The organism is Bremerella sp. JC817 (assembly GCF_040718835.1).
Lineage (GTDB): Bacteria > Planctomycetota > Planctomycetia > Pirellulales > Pirellulaceae > Bremerella.
In genome coordinates this window covers 294,218-313,962 of sequence record NZ_JBFEFG010000280.1, presented here as the reverse complement: position 1 = coordinate 313,962, position 19,745 = coordinate 294,218, and the positions used below count along the sequence as shown (strand labels likewise).

General features: G+C 57.1%; 14 protein-coding genes. 10 read left to right on the top strand and 4 right to left on the bottom strand.

Features of this window, described 5'->3' with window-relative positions:
- The first annotated feature begins 24 nt into the window (after positions 1–24).
- Complete coding sequence (locus tag AB1L30_RS19550) at positions 25–1,146, top strand: DUF1559 domain-containing protein (RefSeq protein ID WP_367015184.1); 1,122 nt, start codon at positions 25–27, stop codon at positions 1,144–1,146.
- A gap of 32 nt (positions 1,147–1,178) precedes the next feature.
- Positions 1,179–1,505 carry a hypothetical protein gene (locus AB1L30_RS19545; RefSeq protein ID WP_367015182.1) on the top strand — a complete coding sequence of 109 codons (327 nt, stop codon included), beginning with the start codon at positions 1,179–1,181 and terminating at the stop codon, positions 1,503–1,505.
- On the opposite strand, the gene AB1L30_RS19540 is transcribed toward AB1L30_RS19545, so the two are convergent.
- Complete coding sequence (locus AB1L30_RS19540) at positions 1,502–2,275, bottom strand: class I SAM-dependent methyltransferase (protein ID WP_367015180.1); 774 nt, start codon at positions 2,273–2,275, stop codon at positions 1,502–1,504. The two genes, AB1L30_RS19545 and AB1L30_RS19540, sit on opposite strands and share 4 nt — an antisense overlap.
- A gap of 204 nt (positions 2,276–2,479) precedes the next feature.
- Between AB1L30_RS19540 and AB1L30_RS19535 the strand changes: the two genes are divergently transcribed.
- Complete coding sequence (locus AB1L30_RS19535) at positions 2,480–4,930, top strand: HEAT repeat domain-containing protein (RefSeq protein WP_367015178.1); 2,451 nt, start codon at positions 2,480–2,482, stop codon at positions 4,928–4,930.
- A 7-nt stretch (positions 4,931–4,937) separates the two neighbouring features.
- Here the strand turns inward: AB1L30_RS19535 and AB1L30_RS19530 are convergent, their stop codons facing one another.
- Complete coding sequence (locus AB1L30_RS19530; RefSeq protein ID WP_367015176.1) at positions 4,938–6,377, bottom strand: protein kinase; 1,440 nt, start codon at positions 6,375–6,377, stop codon at positions 4,938–4,940.
- A gap of 125 nt (positions 6,378–6,502) precedes the next feature.
- Here AB1L30_RS19530 and AB1L30_RS19525 point away from each other — a divergent pair, with 125 nt between their 5' ends.
- On the top strand, positions 6,503–6,787 hold the full coding sequence (locus AB1L30_RS19525) for a 4Fe-4S binding protein (RefSeq protein WP_367015174.1): 285 nt from the start codon (positions 6,503–6,505) through the stop codon (positions 6,785–6,787).
- Positions 6,788–6,933: 146 nt separating this feature from the next.
- Here AB1L30_RS19525 and carB read toward each other — a convergent pair whose 3' ends face one another.
- Positions 6,934–10,209 (bottom strand): carbamoyl-phosphate synthase large subunit, encoded by a 3,276-nt coding sequence (gene carB / locus AB1L30_RS19520; RefSeq protein WP_367015172.1) that lies wholly within the window; start codon positions 10,207–10,209, stop codon positions 6,934–6,936.
- A 513-nt stretch (positions 10,210–10,722) separates the two neighbouring features.
- Here carB and argH point away from each other — a divergent pair.
- From argH to AB1L30_RS19500, 4 genes are all read left to right on the top strand, one after another.
- On the top strand, positions 10,723–12,111 hold the full coding sequence (argH, locus tag AB1L30_RS19515; RefSeq protein WP_345090054.1) for an argininosuccinate lyase: 1,389 nt from the start codon (positions 10,723–10,725) through the stop codon (positions 12,109–12,111).
- Positions 12,112–12,189: 78 nt separating this feature from the next.
- The gene (locus tag AB1L30_RS19510; RefSeq protein WP_367015170.1) at positions 12,190–14,394 is read left to right on the top strand and encodes a hypothetical protein; all 2,205 of its coding nucleotides are present in this window, start codon (positions 12,190–12,192) and stop codon (positions 14,392–14,394) included.
- A gap of 7 nt (positions 14,395–14,401) precedes the next feature.
- Positions 14,402–15,487 carry a sigma-54 dependent transcriptional regulator gene (locus tag AB1L30_RS19505; protein ID WP_345090060.1) on the top strand — a complete coding sequence of 362 codons (1,086 nt, stop codon included), beginning with the start codon at positions 14,402–14,404 and terminating at the stop codon, positions 15,485–15,487.
- An 8-nt stretch (positions 15,488–15,495) separates the two neighbouring features.
- A complete protein-coding gene (locus AB1L30_RS19500; RefSeq protein WP_367015168.1) occupies positions 15,496–16,506 on the top strand; it encodes an endonuclease/exonuclease/phosphatase family protein in 1,011 nt (336 codons plus the stop codon).
- Here the strand turns inward: AB1L30_RS19500 and AB1L30_RS19495 are convergent.
- Positions 16,503–17,435: a metallophosphoesterase gene (locus AB1L30_RS19495; protein WP_367015166.1), complete on the bottom strand. Its 933-nt coding sequence runs from the start codon at positions 17,433–17,435 to the stop codon at positions 16,503–16,505. The two genes, AB1L30_RS19500 and AB1L30_RS19495, sit on opposite strands and share 4 nt — an antisense overlap.
- A 315-nt stretch (positions 17,436–17,750) precedes the next feature.
- On the opposite strand from AB1L30_RS19495, the gene AB1L30_RS19490 reads away from it, so the two are divergent.
- Entirely contained in the window at positions 17,751–18,323 is a 573-nt protein-coding gene (locus AB1L30_RS19490; RefSeq protein ID WP_345090066.1) for a DUF5698 domain-containing protein, read from the top strand.
- A gap of 131 nt (positions 18,324–18,454) precedes the next feature.
- A complete protein-coding gene (locus tag AB1L30_RS19485; RefSeq protein ID WP_367015164.1) occupies positions 18,455–19,582 on the top strand; it encodes a peptidylprolyl isomerase in 1,128 nt (375 codons plus the stop codon).
- Positions 19,583–19,745 lie beyond the last annotated feature (163 nt).

Below are 19,745 nucleotides of genomic sequence, written 5' to 3'. Positions count from 1 at the left end.
CAAATACTTGAGAAGGCTAATTTGATGCAGCCAACACGCTGGCGATTGGGGAAATCTGGTTTCATTTACCTCGAGGCCCGCGCATTTCGCGGGTTTACCCTGGTGGAACTGCTCGTTGTCATTGCGATCATCGGTGTGCTGATCGCCCTCTTGTTGCCGGCCGTGCAGCAAGCCCGCGAGGCAGCTCGGCGAATGCAATGCACCAACAACCTGAAGCAGATCGGTTTGGCGATCCATAACTATGCGTCGACGCATGGCGTGTTTCCTTCGGGATATATCAGTCACGCAACGCGGGATGGCAGTGGCCCCAGTTCGGCAGCGATTGATGGCGATACGTGGGACGCCGCACCTGGCTGGGGATGGGGAGCACTCTTGTTACCCTTCCTGGAGCAGGGCAACGTAGCCGATGCGATCGACTGGCGAAGTCCCATTTGGAACGCAACCAATCGCGCGGCCATCGCTACGCCACTGACCGGTTTCCTCTGCCCTTCCGTCAGTGGAGAAACGGAACCGTTCACTCTTCGCGATGAAGCGGCGGGCGCGTTGACTCGATTTGGCGATCCAATTGTCGTTGGTCGTTCCCATTACTTGGCCAGTCACGGGCAAGAGTCGTGCTGGGGCGAATGTGGCTCCTCGGCGAGCGGGCTGGTCTTCACCGACATTTATGCAGGAACCACCAAGACTGTTACGATTCATGGCGACGCGTCGAAGGTTGCCGATGGACCGTTCTATCGCAATTCACGCGTCCGTTTTCGCGACATCACCGACGGAACGACCAACACGCTGTTCATCAGCGAGCACTCCTCGAAGCTAAGCGACAAAACCTGGGTTGGCGTCGTGCCGGGGGCGTTCACGCATCCTCGGTTTTTAACACCAGAGAATGGACCTGATGCGGCCGCCACACTGGTGATGATGCACGTCGGCCCTTCAGGAGGCGAACTCGATATCACCGGCAGCCCGATCATTCACCCGATGAACTATCCGACGCTACACGTTGGCCAGATGTATTCCGAGCATCCTGGCGGCGGCAACGTGATGTATGGCGATGGTTCGGTCGGCTTTCAGCCAGAAACGATCGACCTGATCTTGGCGGCCGAGTTGGCCAGCATGAACGAAGGCGAAGTCATTCAGTCGCGAGGGTTTTAGCTATGCCTGCGAATGCATCTCGATGGATCGTATTGGGATCGATAGTCCTGATTTTGCTGGTCGCCGTTGGCTATTGGCTGCAGCGGCCAGCTTACGGCGAGATCGGCCGGAAGGGCTACGACTATGCGATGGCCCTTAGCTCCGCATGTAGCGGTCGCAGCCAGGCCCGCGTGGCGAAGATCTCGCAGATGATCACGCAATCGGAAGAAGCTGGTGAGTTGAATGCTGCAGAATCGAACTGGCTTCAGCAGATCGTTCAGCAGACCAACACCGGCAACTGGGAAACGGCCTACGAGAACGTGCGACTGCTGATGCAGTGCCAGACCGAAAGAGCCAATCCCCTGCCGGTGATCGATTAGGGCTTACGGGCACGCGTCGCGATGAAGGTGTCGATGTAGCGCGAGATCATATCGGTCTCGTCAAAGCGGTCTTCCAGGAAGTCAATCAGATGGAAGCCTGCTTGAAGTTGGCCACCGATCTGGTCGGCGAGCGTGTGACCAAATTCCAGCGGCCGGGTCTGCATCGCTTGTTCGCGTTCGGCCTCGGTCAGGCTGGTCAGATCAGAATATGGCAGTGCGTGACGGACGACCAGTTCCTGCTTTTCTTCCTGGGCTCGTTCGTCGAAGAGGAAGCGGAGCGGATTGCAGAAGCCCGCGAGTAGTTCGCCACCAGGCTTCAGCACGCGAAACGCTTCTCGCCAGACGGGTAGGATGTTCTCGGCAAAGCAGTTCGAGCAGGGGTGAAAGATCAGGTCGAACGACTCGTCGGCGAACGCACTCAGGTCGGCCATGTCTCCCTCGATGGTTGCCAGAGTCAAACAATCACGCTCGGCGACGAGTTGGTCTTGGGCGAGTTGCTTGGGTGAGTTGTCCAGCACGGTGACTTCTGCCCCGGTTGCCGCCAGGATCGGTCCTTGCTGACCACCCCCTGAGGCAAGGCATAAGATCTTCACGCCAGTCATGGTCGCCGGAAACCACGTTCGTGGAATCTGTTTGGTCGGAGTCAGGATCAGCGACCACTCCCCTGCCCTGGCTTGGGCGATCTCTTCGGAGCTGACGGGGATCGTCCAACGATCGTTCGATTCGACCTGGCGGTTCCACGCATCGCGATTGAAGTGACGAACGTCCATGGGGAACTCCGTGGGTAACCAGGCGAACGGAAATGGAAAGATGGATGCCGGTAGAAACCGGCCGGACAACAAAACTACCACAAAGGTTCGCCATTTTGGCGATGTGAGTCGAACCAGTCGGGAAACTGTTTGAGATGCGCAAGCCGCCTGTTTAAACTGACCCGCATCCTACCCTTCCTCCCCGAAAGAGTCGCAGGCCGTTCCATGCTTCGCTGGGTCGTCGTCTTCATTGCCATCGTCTTGTCTTCGCCGTCGCTCTATGCCCTGTCGCCGGATGTGCTGCAAGATCCAACGGCTGAAGGCTTCTACGATGCGTGGGTCGAAAAGCTGGCCGATTTGCCTCCACTGGTTATCCCTGGCGTCCCGAAGGCTCCGCCCGCGTTCTCTGGTAAAGAAGACCCCAACGCCAAGCAATCGGACGAGTTGATCAATGCGATCAACGATAGCCTCGGAACGAAGGATGCCGTGAAAGCCCTCGGGCGTGGGCTGCTGAGGTTTCCTCAGGCCGAGGTTCGCAAGGAAGCGGCCAATTCGATCTGGCTGGTCGACAAGAAGTCGCAGCCGCTGGCGATCTTGGCTCTGCGGGCAGCGCTATCCGATCCAGATCCCGGAGTTCGGGAGCGTGCTGCGTTATCGCTTTCCAACTTGCGAGATGATGGTGCCGAGGCTGCCTTGGGGGAACTGGTAAATCAACTCGACGTCGAAACCAATCAAGAAACGAATCATGCGATTGCCAGCGTCATTGAGGCCTTCGGTCCGAAGGCTGCACCTGCGGTGCCTTACCTGACGCGTCGACATTTAAGGCTCATGCAGCAGGAAAAGGACCTATTTTACAGCATGGATATTTCAACGTTTGCCAAGATCGGCGAAGCATCGCTGCCAGTCGTTCCGGTGATTGTCTTCGACGCACTGAACGATCAGGAATACTACGCCTGCGAAACGCTCGGACGGCTTGGCTGTGAAAAAGAACTGATCATGCTCATGTCGCGCGACAAGCCAGATCGTCTGGCCGAAATGGCGGTCCGCGGAGCAGGCTTCTTGCCGAAGTGTTCGCCAGAAGTGATCGAACGAATGATCGCAGTCACCGAAAACGCAGATAGTGAGTTCCTCCGCGGCGTTTGTCTGGAAGCCCTGGGCAAGGCACGACCGACCAGTGAGAAGATCGTCAAAATGATGGTCGATAGTCTGTTGAACTCCGACACGAACTCGCTTCGTCGCAGCGCGGCCGAAGCCCTGGGGAATTGCGATCCGAAGTTTCCGATCGCGATCGATCCTTTAAAGAAATCGGTGGCCGAAGATGGCGATCGCGACGTTCGGCAAGCGGCGGCGACGGCGCTGGCCAAGTATCCGGTCGAAGCAGAATCGGTATACCTGGCCCTGGTCGATGAAGCAATCCGCAGCGAATCGATCCAGGTCGTCGGTTTGCGTCAGTTGCAACTCGACTCGGTGCCAGCAATTCTGAGCACGATCAACGACGCGAAGCTGACCGATGCCCAGCGTGAGATTGCTGTTCTCTCGCTGCAATGGGTCGACAAGCTTCGCGAGGACTCTGACGGTAAGAAGAACTGGGAGCCGTTGGTCGCTCCGATCAAGGTGATTGCCACCGACGAGATGTTAGCGCCAGGCATTCGTGCCGCCGCGATGTTTGTCTTGCGATACTGGGGCATGCCTGTCGAACCGATGGAACCGGTCATGCTTGCTTCGATTAACGGGGCTTATTTCTCAGGCACCCGGATCGACTCGATGCGTTGGGTGGAAAGCAACGCCGATCAGCTTGTCAGTCCCGATCAAGCCATCGCTGAGTTGATCAAGGCAACCGAAGACGAAAAGGTCTATGCCCAGCGTTGGGCTGCGAACGCATTGGCTCAGATGGGCCAGAAGGCCAAGCCCGCAATCCCTCAGTTGCTGAAGCTGGTCCAGTCCGAGAATGACTATGTCAGCCGAGAAGCAATCAAGGCGGTCGCCAAGATCAACTGCGAACCAGAGCTGTGCATCGCGACGCTGTTGAAGGTGGAGGATTCCGAAGCGGTCAAAGCCGCCGCAACCCTGGCCGCTCCGGACAATGTGGATGCCCAGCCAGTCATCGCCGAACTACGGAAGCGACTGGAAGAAGGAGACGACGACCTGACGTTGATGGAAGCGATCCAGCAGTTGGGCCCGAAGTCGATCCCGCTCATCAAGTTGGTGATCGCCCAGATCGAAGGGCCAGAAGCGACGCACTACACCGCGGATGCTTTACTGAAGATGGGCCCGACGGTCGAAGACCAGGTGGTAGAGCCGCTGGTTGGGTTCGCCCTCAAGCAACCAGAGGTCGCTTACAGGGTGCTCAAAGGCTTAGGCGAAATGAAGTCGGCCGGGCCTGCTTTAGCCAAGGCGGCACCAAAGCTTCTGGCCGACGGAGACGCCCGGCAAGCCACGCTTGAGGCTCTTGGCAAGTTGGCACCCTCCTCCAAGGCTGCCTTGCCGTCGATGGCACCTCTACTCATGTCCGATGACAGCTTCGTTCGTCACACGGCTCTGGACGCGATCATCAAGTTCGGTCCAGATGCCAAGCCATACCTTCCGCAGATGAAGAAGATGGCCGAGAACGAACCTGCCGGTTTTCAGCGTGGTGTCGAACAAAAAGTGAAAGACTTTGAAGCGTCGCTGAAGTAGGCAGGCCTCAGGAATACTTTGGCCACGATAGTTTCGCCAAGGCGGCCAGCAGTTGATCAACGCTCGCGAACCGTTCGTCTGGAGCAAACGCGAGGCAGGTCTGCAGGAATCGAAGCACGTCCGGCGGAATGGTTTCGCCTGAATAGGTCGTCTTGGGCCAAGTCAGAGGCTGGCCTGATTTTAGTTGCTGAGTGATCTCGGCGGTGGTACCCACGCGAGGTGGTCTTCCGGTCAGAAGCGTGAAGAACAGCCCACCGATTCCATAATTGTCGGCATGAAAGTCGAGCGGGGCATCGTCCAGTTGTTCTGGTGCGAGATAAGCCAGTGTTCCGCCACGCGGTAAGATCGCGTGTGAGCCTTGGCTTCGGAGCGTAGCCAATCCGAAGTCAGTGATGTGAATCCCACCGCTCCGAGATACGAGCACGTTGCTCGGCTTCAAATCGGCATGAATGATCTGGGCCTGGTGTGCCGCGCGAACTGCAATGGCGACCTGGCGAACAATACGCAAGGCATCGAGTTCGAGGGATTCACCGCGGTTCAACTTCTGTTGAAGGTCTTCTCCATCGATCCAATCGAGAACGAGAAAGTAGCTACCGCCAGGATATTGTCCCAGGCCATGCACGCCGACAACGTTTGGGTGATGGATCTTGGCCAGCAGTCTCGCCTCTTGAATAAACGACGCGACAGCCATCTGGTCTTGCTGCAGTCGTTTATGGAGTGACTTGATTGCGACGGTGCGTTGTCGCTTCTTTTCGACCGCACGATAAACCTTGCCGAATCCACCACTGCCCACGTGCTGCTTCAAGAGGTAGTCTTCCCAGGCAAGCGTGGTGCTCGGTCGCTGAATGGGCAAAGCGACATCGATCAACGAATGCTCGAGCGATTCTCGAAAGTGTTGCACCCAGCGGCGGAGTGTTCGGGGTGGTATGTCACTTCTCTGAGCGATGGTGGCCAGCGACTCGCCTGCAAGATACCGCGTCAGCACATCAATCTGTTCTGGCGGCAGTTTCGTCAGCTGCTGATCCACAATCTCTTTGATGGCGATCGCTTGGCTTGGTGTCACCGCTTCGCTGAAATGTCGTGGCAACTCCGTTGGATTCGCGATCACTTCTTGCATGATGCTGCGTTTCGCGGCGGTATGCTTTTGTGCTTGCTTTCTCGCTTTGTTCACGGAGATGGCAGCCAGCAGTCGCCAAAGATCTCCTCCGTGGTCAAGGCGAAATTGCCGGTCGCGGGCCCGGACGAAGAAGCTTCGCAGAGACGACTGAGCTACGTCTTCCGCATCGACACGCTGCCGCAGTTGAGCCGACAGGTTCTGGCGAATCAATGGCAGAAGCCTGGGCCAGTAGCGACGAAAGATCTCGCTCGAGGCCCCAGCGACCTGATTTTCTAACAGGTTCAGGAGCTCGATTGAGTTCAGTTGGTCGAAGCTACGGAGCGAAGGCACGAACGGATTCTTTCAAAAAAGTTCCCTTGGCGTGGCCGCAGAGCGAGGGAATCGGAATGTACCTACATCCAGGGAAGTCATTTGGCTTCCTGAATTGTAGACACCCAAGAGAAAGGAAGGTTCTGATGGCGTTCGTGGTTACCTCTCCGTGCGACGGCTGCAAATATACCGACTGTGTGACGGTTTGCCCCTGCGAGTGCTTTCGGGAAGGGGAAACGATGCTCTATATCGATCCAGAAACCTGCATCGACTGCGGGGCCTGCGAGCCGGAGTGCCCTGTGGAGGCGATCTTCCCCGAAGAAGATGTGCCCGAACAGTGGCAACACTTTATCGAGCTGAACGCCGCAATGGCACTCGAAAAACCGCCGATCGTGATCAAGAAGAACCCCCTATTAAAAGAGGGTGACTAGAAAACGTCGTCGAAGAGAGTTGGGCCTATGAGGCTCGATTGGCTTCAAAGAGGGACGATCCGGCAAACAAAAATGGCCTGGCAGCATGGTGTCTGCCAGACCATTTGGTTTTTTAGTTCGTCCAGCGTGAGGCTGGTGAGCAAACGCTAGGTCGTCTGGTGGATGTGGACTGCTTTGAAGCGGTCTTGCAGCGACTCGACTTCCATGCCTTCTTCACGCAAAGCTTCCATCGCCTTGGTGGCGGCTTCAGCGGCTTGGATGGTCGTGATACATGGAATGCCATGCTGGACGGCGGCGGCACGAATGCGGCCTTCGTCGGTTCGGGCACCCTTTCCGCTTGGTGTATTCATCACCAGCGATACCGCCCCATCGATCATCAGGTCGAGCAGGTTCGGATGTCCTTCGGCCAGCTTCTTGATCCGCTGGGCGGGGACGCCTGCTTCTTCCAGACGACGCGCGGTACCATCGGTGGCCAGCAGTTCGTAGCCAAGGTCTTTCAGGCGACGCGAGATGTCGGCGATCTGATCTTTGTGACGACCGGAAACACTGACGAAGATCTTGCCATCGTCTGGCTTCGGCAGCACAACGCCGGCTGCCAATTGGCACTTGGCGAATGCCATCGAGAAACGTTCGCTGATCCCCATCACTTCGCCCGTCGATCGCATTTCAGGGCCGAGGACAATGTCGACGCCAGGGAACTTGCGGAACGGGAAGACCGATTCTTTGATCGAAACGTGAGCCGGGATAGGTTCGCCAGTGATACCAAGTTCGGCCAGCGTGCAGCCAGCCATCACCTTGGCGGCAATCTTAGCGACCGGCATGCCGGTCGCTTTGGCAACGAAAGGAACGGTACGGCTGGCACGTGGGTTCACTTCCAGAACGTAGACGTTCATCTTGCCGTCTTCCGCTTTGACCGCGAACTGAACGTTCATCAGGCCGACCACCTTCAGGTACTTGGCCATGGCGATGGTCGCTTCGCGAATCTCTTGAACGACCGGGCCTGGCAGGCTGTAAGGCGGAATCACGCAAGCCGAGTCACCACTGTGCACGCCTGCTTCTTCGATGTGTTCCATGACACCGGCAACGACGACCGTATCGCCGTCGCTGATGCAGTCGACATCGACTTCGGTGGCGTCTTCCAGGAAGCGGTCGATCAGCACTGGCTGGCCTTGAGCGACCAGGAACGCTTCGGCGACGAATCGCTCGAACTGCTTGTCGTCGTAGCAGATTTCCATGGCACGGCCACCCAGCACGAAGCTCGGGCGAACCAGGGCGGGATAACCAACCTTAGCGGCTTCAGCTCGGGCCTGGCTCATGTTGCGAGCGATCGCGTTGGCGGGCTGCTTCAGGTTCAAACGGTTGAGCAGTTGCTGGAACTGTTCGCGGTCTTCGGCGGCATCGATGGTATCGACGCTGGTACCGATGATTGGAACACCGGCCGTTGCCAGGCCGCGTGCCAGATTCAAAGGCGTTTGACCGCCGAACTGCACGATCACGCCATCAGGTTGAACGCGGTCGCAGATGTTCAGCACGTCTTCGGTAGTCAGCGGCTCGAAGAACAGCAGGTCCGACGTGTCGTAGTCGGTACTGACCGTTTCTGGGTTGCTGTTGACCATCACCGACTGGATACCCATTTCGCGGAGGGCGAACGAGGCATGGCAGCAGCAGTAGTCGAACTCGATCCCCTGGCCGATGCGGTTCGGACCGCCACCCAGGATCATGATTCGCTTCTGGCCTTCTGCTTTGACCGGAACTTCGTCTTCGATTTCGTAGGTCGAGTAGTAGTAAGGCGTGTAGGCCTCGAACTCGGCGGCACACGTATCGACCGACTTGAAGGTCGCGACGATGCCACGCTTCTTGCGTTCGCTACGAACTTCCAGCTCACTGCTTCGCAGGAGCGTGGCCAGTTGGCGATCGGAGAAGCCCCAGCGTTTGGCTTGCAGCAGTTGTTCGTTGCTCAGCTTCGAGATGTCGCCGACAGCTGCCACTTCGTCTTCACATTCGACCAGCTGCTTCATCTGGTCGCAGAACCAGGGGTCGATGCCGGTGATGTCGTAGAGCTGTTCCACCGACATGCCCGACTTCAGGGCGTAGCGAAGGTACCAGGGACGTTCGGCGTTTGGCTTGGCCAGCTTCGCGCGAATTTCGTCTTCGGATGGCTGTTCGTCGGTGCCCCAAAGGTCTTTGCCGTCGCAGCCAAAGCCGAAGCGTCCGACTTCCAGGCCACGCAAAGCCTTCTGGAACGATTCCTTGAAGGTTCGACCGATCGCCATCGTTTCGCCGACGCTCTTCATCTGGGTCGTCAGCGTGCTGTCCGCTTCCGGGAACTTCTCGAAGGCGAACCGTGGAATCTTGGTAACGACATAATCGATCGAAGGCTCGAAGCAGGCGAGCGTTTCGCGGGTGATGTCGTTCGGCAATTCGTGCAGGCGATAGCCAACGGCCAGCTTGGCGGCGATCTTGGCGATCGGGAAGCCGGTGGCCTTCGATGCGAGAGCCGAACTGCGGCTCACACGTGGGTTCATTTCGATGACGATCATACGATCCGAGTTCGGATCGGTGGCGAACTGAATGTTGGAGCCCCCCGTTTCGACACCGATCTCGCGGATGACTGCCAACGAGGCGTCACGCATGCGCTGATATTCTTTGTCGGTCAGCGTCTGGGCTGGGGCAACCGTGATCGAGTCGCCGGTGTGGACCCCCATCGGGTCGAAGTTTTCGATAGAGCAGATGATCACGACGTTGTCGTCTTTGTCGCGCATCACCTCCATTTCGTATTCTTTCCAGCCGATGATCGACTCTTCGATCAGCACTTCCGTAACGGGAGACTGATCGAGGCCGTTGCGGACCAGGCTGTCGAATTCTTCGCGGTTGTAGGCGATGCTCGAGCCTGAGCCACCCAGCGTGAAGCTTGGGCGAACAACGGCTGGCAAACCGACTTCTTCCAGAACGGCTCGGGCTTCCTGGACCGTGTGGACGGTGGCACCACGACAGACTTCCAGGCCGATCTTGCCCATCGCCTGCTTGAACTGTTCGCGTTCTTCCGCCTTGGCGATCACGTCGGCGCGGGCACCGATCATTTCGACGCCGTATTTGTCGAGGATCCCGGCCTTGGAAAGATCCATTGCCAGGTTCAAGCCGGTCTGGCCGCCCAGCGTTGGCAGCAACGCGCAAGGACGTTCCTTGGCGATGACCTTTTCCAGAATGTCAGGTGTTAGCGGTTCGATATACGTCGCATCGGCCGTATCGGGATCGGTCATGATGGTGGCTGGGTTGGAATTCACCAGCACCACCTCGTACCCCTCTTCTCGAAGCGCTTTGCAGGCCTGAGTACCCGAATAGTCGAACTCGCAAGCCTGGCCGATCACGATGGGACCGGAACCAATGATCAAGATCTTTTTGATATCGTCGCGTCGCGGCACTGGGGGCTCAGTCCTTAGCTTAAGTTAAGGGGCAGCACAGGCGTATTTCTACCCTTGTCTGCGTCGGATCAAGGTGCAAAATCCCACCAATTTAACCCCACGTTCGAAGCGATAACAAGGGGCAGAAAGCTTCCAAAAGGGATGGAATCTCGGATGCTGCGGAGAAACCGCAATCCATTGAGGCAGAAAAACAGGAGTGCGAAACTAGAAATGCCAAGCGAAGGTGGCCAAAGCAAGGCGTTTGGCGAAACTGGTAAAGAAACCTCAAAATTCTCTGCCAGGCCTCCGCGGCGCGCTCTTTAGGCGGGAGGCCCCAGAACTGACCGGCTGCTGGTCGATTGCGCGCATCATTCCGGCTGTATCAATCAATGCCCGTTAATAACTTCCGTTCAATGCTTAATTACTGCGCAGCTGCTAGTCTGGCGCGTTGACAGTCCACACCGATCCACTTAGCATTTAAAGTGTTTTACGGTTCTGACCGCACTCCCAACCTTGCATAATTCTGAGGCACCCTTGTCCCGGAACAGCCCCTCTCAAAGCGGCGTTTTTAGCTCCGCAGTCGACGCTCGGGTCGAAAAGTTCACCGAAAGCATCAGCTTCGACCACCGGCTGTACGCCCAGGACATCCGTGGATCGATTGCGCACGCAGAAATGCTGGCCGATGTCGGTGTGTTGACTCAAGACGAGGCAACTCAAATTACTACCGCCCTGGCGCTAATTAAGGGCGAGATCGAAAATGGCGAGTTCCAGTTCGACGAGAAACTGGAAGATGTCCACATGAACATCGAAAGCGCTCTGGTCGCTCGTTTGGGTGACGTGGGGCGTAAATTGCATACCGGACGAAGCCGAAACGATCAGGTTTCGACCGATGCCCGGCTCTGGGTTCGCGATGCGATCGACCAGACCGACAAGCTGCTGGAAGGTTTGCAGAAGGCATTTGTCGGGCGATGCGAAGCCGACATGGACGTGATCCTGCCTGCTTATACGCACATGCAGCGAGCCCAGCCGGTTTTGGCACCTCACTATTGGCTGGCTTATACCGAGAAGTTTCAGCGTGACCGCGAACGCCTGGCCGATTGTCGGCGTCGTGTGAATGTCTGCAGCTTGGGCACCGCTGCCCTGGCGGGGACAACGATTCCGATCGATCGCGACAATGTCGCACGCCGTCTCGAGTTTGAAGCGGTGGCGGCGAACAGTATCGACGTTTCGAGTGACCGTGATTTTCTGGTGGAATATGCGTTCTGCCTGACAATGATCGCGGAGCACTTGAGTGTTTGGGCCGATGAATGGGTTTTGTGGTCCAGTGTCGAATTCAAGTTCATCAAGATTCCGCAGCAATTCTGCACCGGCAGTTCGATCATGCCGCAGAAGATCAATCCGGATGTCTGTGAATTGATTCGTGGCAAGTCGGCCCGCGTGATTGGGAACCTGCAGGCCTTGCTGGTTCTGATCAAAGGTCTGCCACTGGCTTACAACCGCGACCTGCAAGAAGACAAAGAACGGCTGTTCGATTCGGTCGACACCGTCCATCGATCGCTCGACCTGGCGGCTTCGATTGTCGAAGGGGCCCAGTTGAATGTCGAATCGATCAACTCGCGTCTGGAAGATGGCTTCCTTGATGCGACCACGTTGATGGAGTACTTGATCGGCAAAGGAACCCCCCAGCGGACCGCCCATCATCAGATTGGAAGTCTGGTCGCCACCGCGATGGACAAAGGTTGCCGTTTGGCTGATTTGCCGTTGGATGAATTTACGGCTGTTAACGAATCGCTCGATAAATCTGTTTATGACGTCTTGGGGGTCGCCAAAGCGGTCGCTGCATTCCGTAGCTACGGCTCGACTTCCCCCGGCGAAGTGAAAAAGCAAGTGGTTCGCTGGAAGGAGCAATTAGAATTGAGCTGACCGCTCAGGACTTTTCCCGTGCCAAGGACCAGGCATTTTTAGTCGAGATGCCATCCTACTAACCTTGCGAAAACTCAGATGCAACGTTTCTTCCAGATTGCTTTGATTCTTGCGGCCCTACTGGGATTGTCCATCGTGCGCGATGGGGCAGCTCAGCAGACGGAACAGCCCGCGGCACAGCCTCCGGTCGATACGGCGGCCATCCAAGCAATTAAAGAGTCGAACCCGACAACCGTTGCCGATCTGGTCCGAGCGGCTCTCGTGACCGCCGATCTTGATCGAACCGATCTGAGTAAGGCGTATCTGCAAAAGCTGATCGACAACGATCCCACCGGTGAAGAAGTCTGGGCTGCCCAGCGCAAGCTCGGCAGTGCTCAGTTCGTGCGATTGCAAACGCTCGATACCATTCAACCGGAAGGTGGCAAGGCTTCGACGCTGTTGCTCGATAAATTGCAGGCCTATCTGCACGATCCAACGCGTCTCAAGACGGCGGTCGATCAGTTGGCCAGTTCCGATATCACGGCGAAGTCGAAGGCGGCTCGTCAATTGATCGATGCGGGTACCGCTGCCGCGAATCCCTTGTTCGCAGTGTTGGCCGATCCTGCCCGCGAAGCAGAATACCCAGCGGTCAAGAAGGTTCTCGTCCACTTCGGTCAGGTCATGCATCCTCCAGTGTTGGCGGCGGTTGATAGTGACGACCCGCACCTGGTCGCCGAGTTGGCCGACGTTGCTCGTCAGATGCAATTGAAGTCCGCGATGCCGTTCCTCGTGGGCAGCTTCGTGACGACTGACAACGCCGAGTTGAAAGAAGCGATCGGTTTGTATCTCGACGACGTGGTCGCCCACCGACCCGATACGGCCGAAGCGAAGGCCTATCTGGCCAAGCGAGTCAACGCTTATCTCGACGGCGCCCCGATGTTCCCGCTCAACGCGGAAGGTGAGGTCGATCTTTGGAGTTGGAACCCTGACTCCAAGCAGGTTGAAGTCCATCAACTGCCGGCGACCGATGCCAACGTGGTCGTCGCAGGTCAGCTCTTACACGATCTGTATGCGATCGACGGTGAGAACCCTGAAGTTCAAATGCTGAGCACCTTGGCCGAGATGCAGCGGATTGGGGTGCTGGAAGAATCAGACGAGTTGCTGAAGCAGTTGGTCGCCGCCCACGGCATCGAAGTGGTCGAGGCCGCGCTCAAGCGTTCGCTCGAAGGCCGCAAGTATGCTCATGCCTCGGTGATTGCCTGCGAACAGCTGGGCGCAACCAAGAATGCGGATCTGCTGCTGGCAGTCGATGGTAATCTGAGTCAACTGGCGCGAGCCCTCCAGTCGCCCGTCTATCGCGTGCGTCGCGCTGCCGCGAAGGCGATCCTTGAGATCGATCCGAAGACGCCGTATGCCGGCTCGGCCGAGTTGCTCGACGCACTGGGCTTTATGGCGAACTCGCAAGGCAAGCGATTGATCGTGATCGGTGAGCTGCAGCAGCAACGTGCCCAGGAAATGGGTTCGCTATTGGCAGAGCTGCGACTGGAACCACTGGTCACCGCCGGTGGTGCCGAGCTCTTCAAAGCGGCCTACTCGTCGCCAGATGTCGAAGCCATTTTCATCAGCAAACCGCTGGCACGTCCTTCGGTGATGGAAACCGTTCAGGTCCTGCGAAAGGATCGTCGAACCGGCGATCTTCCGATCGGTTTGATCTCGCCGATCGAAGAGGTCAGCCAATTCGAAACCCGTACCGAAAACGATCCGCTGACGCATGTGATGATTCGCCCGAACGATACCGAGGGCTTCATCTTCCAGCTGCAGCATCTTTATCGTTCGCAGGGACGCTTGCTCGTTTCGGCGGAAGAACGGGAAGCCGACGCCGAGTTTGCCGTTTCGCAGATCACGCGAATGCTCGACGCGGAAGAAGATTACAACTACTACAACTTCCTTAAACTGGAAGAGATCGCCATTCGTCGTTTGGTCGACGACAGCGTCGCTTTGGACGTGGCAAAGCTGTTGGGCAAGTTGGCGACGCCAGCCGCCCAGGTCGCTTTGATTGACTACGCCAGCGACCCGTTCCATCCCCTCGCGATTCGTCAGGCCTCGGTCGAAGCGTTGAAAGACGCGATTTCGCGACGAGGTATTTTGTTGTCGAAAGATCAGATTATCACTCAGTACGACCGATACAATGCTTCGGAGAAATTGGACTCCGACACGCAGGCCGTCCTGGGACAAATTCTGGACATCATCGAGGCGCCGACCCAAGACGTTCGTTTCGACCAACCGGCCAAGATCGGCCCGTAGGTTAGCAATGGGACTGTATTCCGAAACGACATCCAGTTACACCCAGGACTATTCACCCCTGGGCTACGAACCACCTATCCCGGGCCTGATCGGCTCGAGTAAGGCGATGGGGGATGTCTATCGTCTTACCAGGAAAGTCGCCCAGACCAACGCTTCAGTTCTGCTGCTTGGGGAAACAGGTACCGGTAAGGAAATGATCGCCTCGGCCGTCCACCGTCTGAGTGGCCGTGCGTCGGGACCATTCGTGAAGGTGAACTGTGGTGCGTTGAGCGAAAGCCTGCTCGAGAGCGAACTGTTCGGTCACGTACGGGGCGCGTTTACCGGAGCCATTGGCAATCGAACCGGTCGTTTTGAAGCAGCCCACGGCGGTACGATCTTCCTCGACGAAATCAACTCGACATCGCTTCACCTGCAAGTGAAGTTGCTGCGGGTGCTGCAAGAACGCGAGTTCGAACGCGTCGGCGATACCGCCACGATTCGTGTCGATACCCGCGTGATCGCTGCGAGTAACCGTTTGCTGCTGGAAGAGGTGGGTGAAGGCAAGTTCCGCGAAGACTTGTACTGGCGTCTAAACGTCGTCCCGATTCGTATCCCGCCCCTCCGCGAACGTCGCGAAGACATCCCTGAACTGGTCGCTCACTTCCTGAATGTCTACAGCGAAGTCAACGATCGGCATGTCGTTCACATCCAGCGCGAAGCGATGGAAGCCCTGCAAGATCACAACTGGCCGGGCAACGTGCGTGAACTGCAAAACTATGTCGAACGAGCCGTCGTTCTGGCGGAAGGTGACGAACTAACGCTTGATCTATTGCCGCCTGAAATTCGGACCGGCGACAACCGCTCGGCCATGAGCCTGGGACGCGGTGTCGCGGACTTCGACACGTTGGCCTTCGAGGTTGTCCAGCAAGGTTTGCAGGACGCCGATACGGACGCCGAGGATCTGCATAACCGCGTTGTGAATCGCGTCGAAAAAGAGCTGATCGTGCAGGTGATGTCGGCTTGTGCCAACGTGCAAACGAAGGCCGCGACGCGATTGGGGATCAATCGCAACACGCTGCATAAGAAGCTGAAAGAGTACGAAATCGAGTCGTAAAAGGCTTGATGATGAACGACGCCCCTCCCGCATCATTCTGGAAAGACGCGATCTTGCGTCGCGGTTGGATCTATTCCACGCTCGTCATTGTATTGCTGGCCGCGGCAACGTTGGTCACCGGGTTTGCCCGCGAACATTGGATCGCCGACATCCTGGCCAATCTTCGTGTCCAACAACAGTTGGCCGCCCTCCTGCTGGTATTGATCTGTGGTGCTTATCGGCATTGGCTCTGGATGCTGGTGCCGTTGGCCTGCCTGATGATTCATCTGCCTTGGTTTCTGCCGGCGTCGCCGCGGCCAGGCGTTTCGGCGAACTTCCCCATGATCACGGTTGCCTGCTGCAACGTGAAATCGTCGAACGCCAACTACCAGCAGGCGATCGACAGCGTGCTCGAGAAAGACCCCGACGTCTTCATCATGCTCGAGATCACCGCGCACTGGGCAGATGAAATCCGCCAGGCCACCGAGAGCGACTATCCGCACCGAATCGTTCGTCCGAGCGATAAGGGGAACTTTGGGATTGGGTTGTACTCGAAGCACCCGATCGAGCAGTCGGACGTCTTTCAGCTCAACGAAGCAATCCACTCGATCGAAGCGGTGGTCAAGGTCGAAGAGAGAACCTACCGTGTGATCGGCACCCACCCGTTGCCACCCATCGGCAAAAAGAATGCTCGATCGCGGAACGAGCATTTAGAACGGTTGGCGGAACGTATTCGGCAGCCGCAGCTCGAAATGGGTGACCACTCGACCATCGTAATAGGTGACTTCAATTTAACGCCCTGGTCGCCGTACTACCGCGACTTTGAACTGGCCAGCGGGCTTTACCGAGATCGGCGGGGAATCGAATTGACGCCGACATGGTACGTGCTGCCAACCTTCCCGTTTGGGTTGGCACTCGATCATTCGTTTTCCAGTGGTGATCTCTCGCCAGGATACGTTCACGTGGGCGATTCGATCGGGTCGGATCATCGCAGTATCTCCACCCTTTATTGGGGAAATCGCCCTGGGGTCAAAGACTAGCTGGTCTCGTGACGCTGGTGCGACCAGGCACCGTCGGGGAACAGTTTCAGTTCGATCCAGCAATTGGGATAGCCGAGGTAGCCACCTTCGGTCCACCAGTTTCCACTGACCGCGCCACCGCAGATGTAGGTCGTGTCATCGACGTCGACGCGATCGACCGTGTGCATGTGGCCGCTCAAGCAAAGCTTTACACGTGGATACTTTCGGAAGAGCAGCCGCAAATCGTTCAGCCGCTGCGGCGACCAGCCGGATGGAATCGCGTAACCGTTGCCGATTCCTTTGTCGGTCGACGCTTCATAGAAATGAGTGACCGACATCAGCGGAGCGTGCGTCACGACCACCGCCGGCAAGTCGCTCTTGGCGAGTTCTTCTTCCAGCCACTTCCACTGCGCTTCGTCGATTTCGCAGCCTTGGTACTGAAAGGTGTCGAGCAGGAAGAACTGCCAGCCGCCATGTTTGGCCGTGTAATAACGGGCCGGCATGCCATAGGTCTTGGTGGCTCGGTCTTTTTCGCGATACGACTCGGGGTTCTCTTTGTCGTGGTCTTGCCAGCGGATGTCGTGATTGCCGATGCAGCTTAGGCTGGGGACCTTCAGGCGGTCGTTGACGTTCTCTTGCCACTGCTGAAACTGGATGTCGGCTTGTTCGTCCGATTGTCGGCCATCGACCGCCATCACATTGTCGCCCCCGAAGACGAACAACTCAGGAGCGGCTTCGCGGGCCTGGATGCCGTCGATCAGCGAACCCACCTTCTGCATCACGTCCTGGTTGCCAGCAGGCTGATGGGTATCGGTTAAGAAGGCGACCGTGAATGGCTTTGCGGTTTCAGGCGAAGCTTCCGGTTCGGAGGCGGCCAGCAAACGCTGTCCACCCAAGGCAAAGCTGCTACCCAAGAGAGTCTGCAGAAAAGAACGACGGGCGAGCGACATGGGGATCTCCGATCGTATCTGGAGGCGAGAGCTGAAGGCGATCAAACAAGCCGCCGAAGCGGCCCTTGAAAAGCGCGATTCTAGTCCCGCCAGGCTAAGGTTTCACGGACGACCTTTCATTTTGCGGACATCGAGTGCCGTTCTTGCCCGTTGCGCACGATTATTAAACAATTTCTGGGAAATTGTCCTAGGCTTTGGGCCCGTGTGGATGTCCGTCTTGGACTCAAGGAGGTCTTCTTCGGCATCCCCTGATGTCATGTAACGCGTTAGAATGTGCCGCTTCTAATTTGGTTCTTGGTTTGTGTGGGTGACTCGATGGAGTGGCTTTCGGAACTGCCGCCTTGGCTGTTGGCACTGCTGATCTTTTGTGTGCGGATGGTGGACGTTTCTCTGGGAACGCTACGAACCATATGCGTGGTCCAAGGCCGCATGGCCTTATCGGTCGCGCTGGGGTTCTTTGAAGTGCTGATCTGGATCGCGGCCCTTTCGCAGGTAATTATCGGCGTGCAGAACAGTCCGATCCTGATGGTCGCTTACGCCGGCGGTTTTGCCGTGGGGAATGCGGTCGGCATCGGCCTGGAGCGGCTTCTGGCGTTGGGTTCGGTGGTGGTCCGGATCATTTCGCCTCAGCAGAATCACGACCTGGTCGACGCCCTGAGGAGCAAGGGTTTCCGGGCCACGGTCTTCGAAGGAGAAGGGGTTGAAGGCCCGGTCGATCTGATTTACGTCCGCTGCAATCGCCGCAAAGTGGCTGCCTTGTTAAAGGTGGCTCGGTCGCACCGACCGAACGTCTTCTATACGGTCGAACCGGTCCAAGAACAGAGCGAACGGATCGCCGAAGCTCTCCCTCATGCGACTGGGTGGCGTTCCGTATTTAAGATGAAGTAAGCCGAGAACCGATGCGATTTCCATGCATGCCGCTTGACCGGGGGCCCCGGGTGTTAAAGAATCTGGACACACGACCAACCCTAAAGGTAAACCCAGCCCGGGTTTGCTATGCACTGAGGAGTTCCTTTCCGATGTCTATGCGGCTTCAATGGATCGCGATTCTGGCGATTGTCTTTGTTCCTACCTCCCTCTTGGCTCAGGCCCCAGGCGAGCCGGCAGCCAGCCCTGCACCTGCAGCGGTCCCTCAGGATCAATTTGAAAAGCTGATGGTGGAATGGAAGGCGGTGATCACCGAACTTCGCAGCATTCAGCAGCAATATCGCCTCGCTCCCGAGGCCGACCTGCCAAAGCTTCGCCAGGAATACACCAACGTCCTGGAAGGTGGGATGGAGCTTTTGCCGAAGATCGAAGAGGCCGCCATCGAGCGTTTAAATACGAATCCTGATGACGCGGATGCCCGCATGTTCCTGACGAAGGTCCTTTCCGACTCGGTCGAAAAGGATGCGTACGAGCATGCCTACAAGATGGTCCACATGCTGCTGGATAAAGGTTTCGACGAGAACCAACTTCTGGGCGACCAGGTTGTTGCCGCCTTTGGCACGGACCACTTCGCCGAAGCGGAAGAAGCCTTCAACAAGATGAAGGAAAAGAAGCTCGAGATCAGCGAACGCGTTGGCCAGTGCGGTGTCATGGCTTCGCAGCTGAAGGACAAGTGGGCTCGGGAAGAAGAGTTCCGCAAGAAAGAAGCGGAAGCAGACGACCTGCCACGCGTGAAAATGACGACCACCAAGGGAGACCTGGTGATCGAACTGTACGAGAACGAAGCGCCGGATACGGTGGGTAACTTCGTCAGTCTGGTCGAGAAAAAATTCTACGATGGGCTGTCATTTCACCGGGTTTTGCCGCACTTTATGGCCCAAGGTGGCGATCCTAAGGGGGACGGCAGCGGTGGTCCCGGCTACGAGATCTACTGCGAATGCTACGAGAAGGATGCCCGCGATCACTTTGCTGGCACGCTCAGCATGGCCCACGCCGGTAAGAACACCGGTGGCTCGCAGTTCTTCCTCACGTTTCAGTCGACACCTCACCTCGATGGTCGCCATACGGTGTTCGGCCGCGTGATCGAAGGGAAAGAAATCTTGTCGAAGATCAATCGTCGTGAACCAGGGGCGCTGTCAGGTCCGCCTGCCGATCGCATCTTGAAAGCGGAAGTGATTCGCAAGCGTGATCACGAGTACGTGCCGAACAAGGTGCCGTAAAAACACAGTCGGCGCGAATTCATACGTGCGGTGTGGCTGCGCGATTTTCTATGGAAAGAGATGAATTTCCTGACGACCGGCTGTCCCCGTTGATGAATGTTTGATAATTCGCGGCCCTAATTCAACTCTCACTAATACCAGGCACGTGCTAGCACGTGCCTTT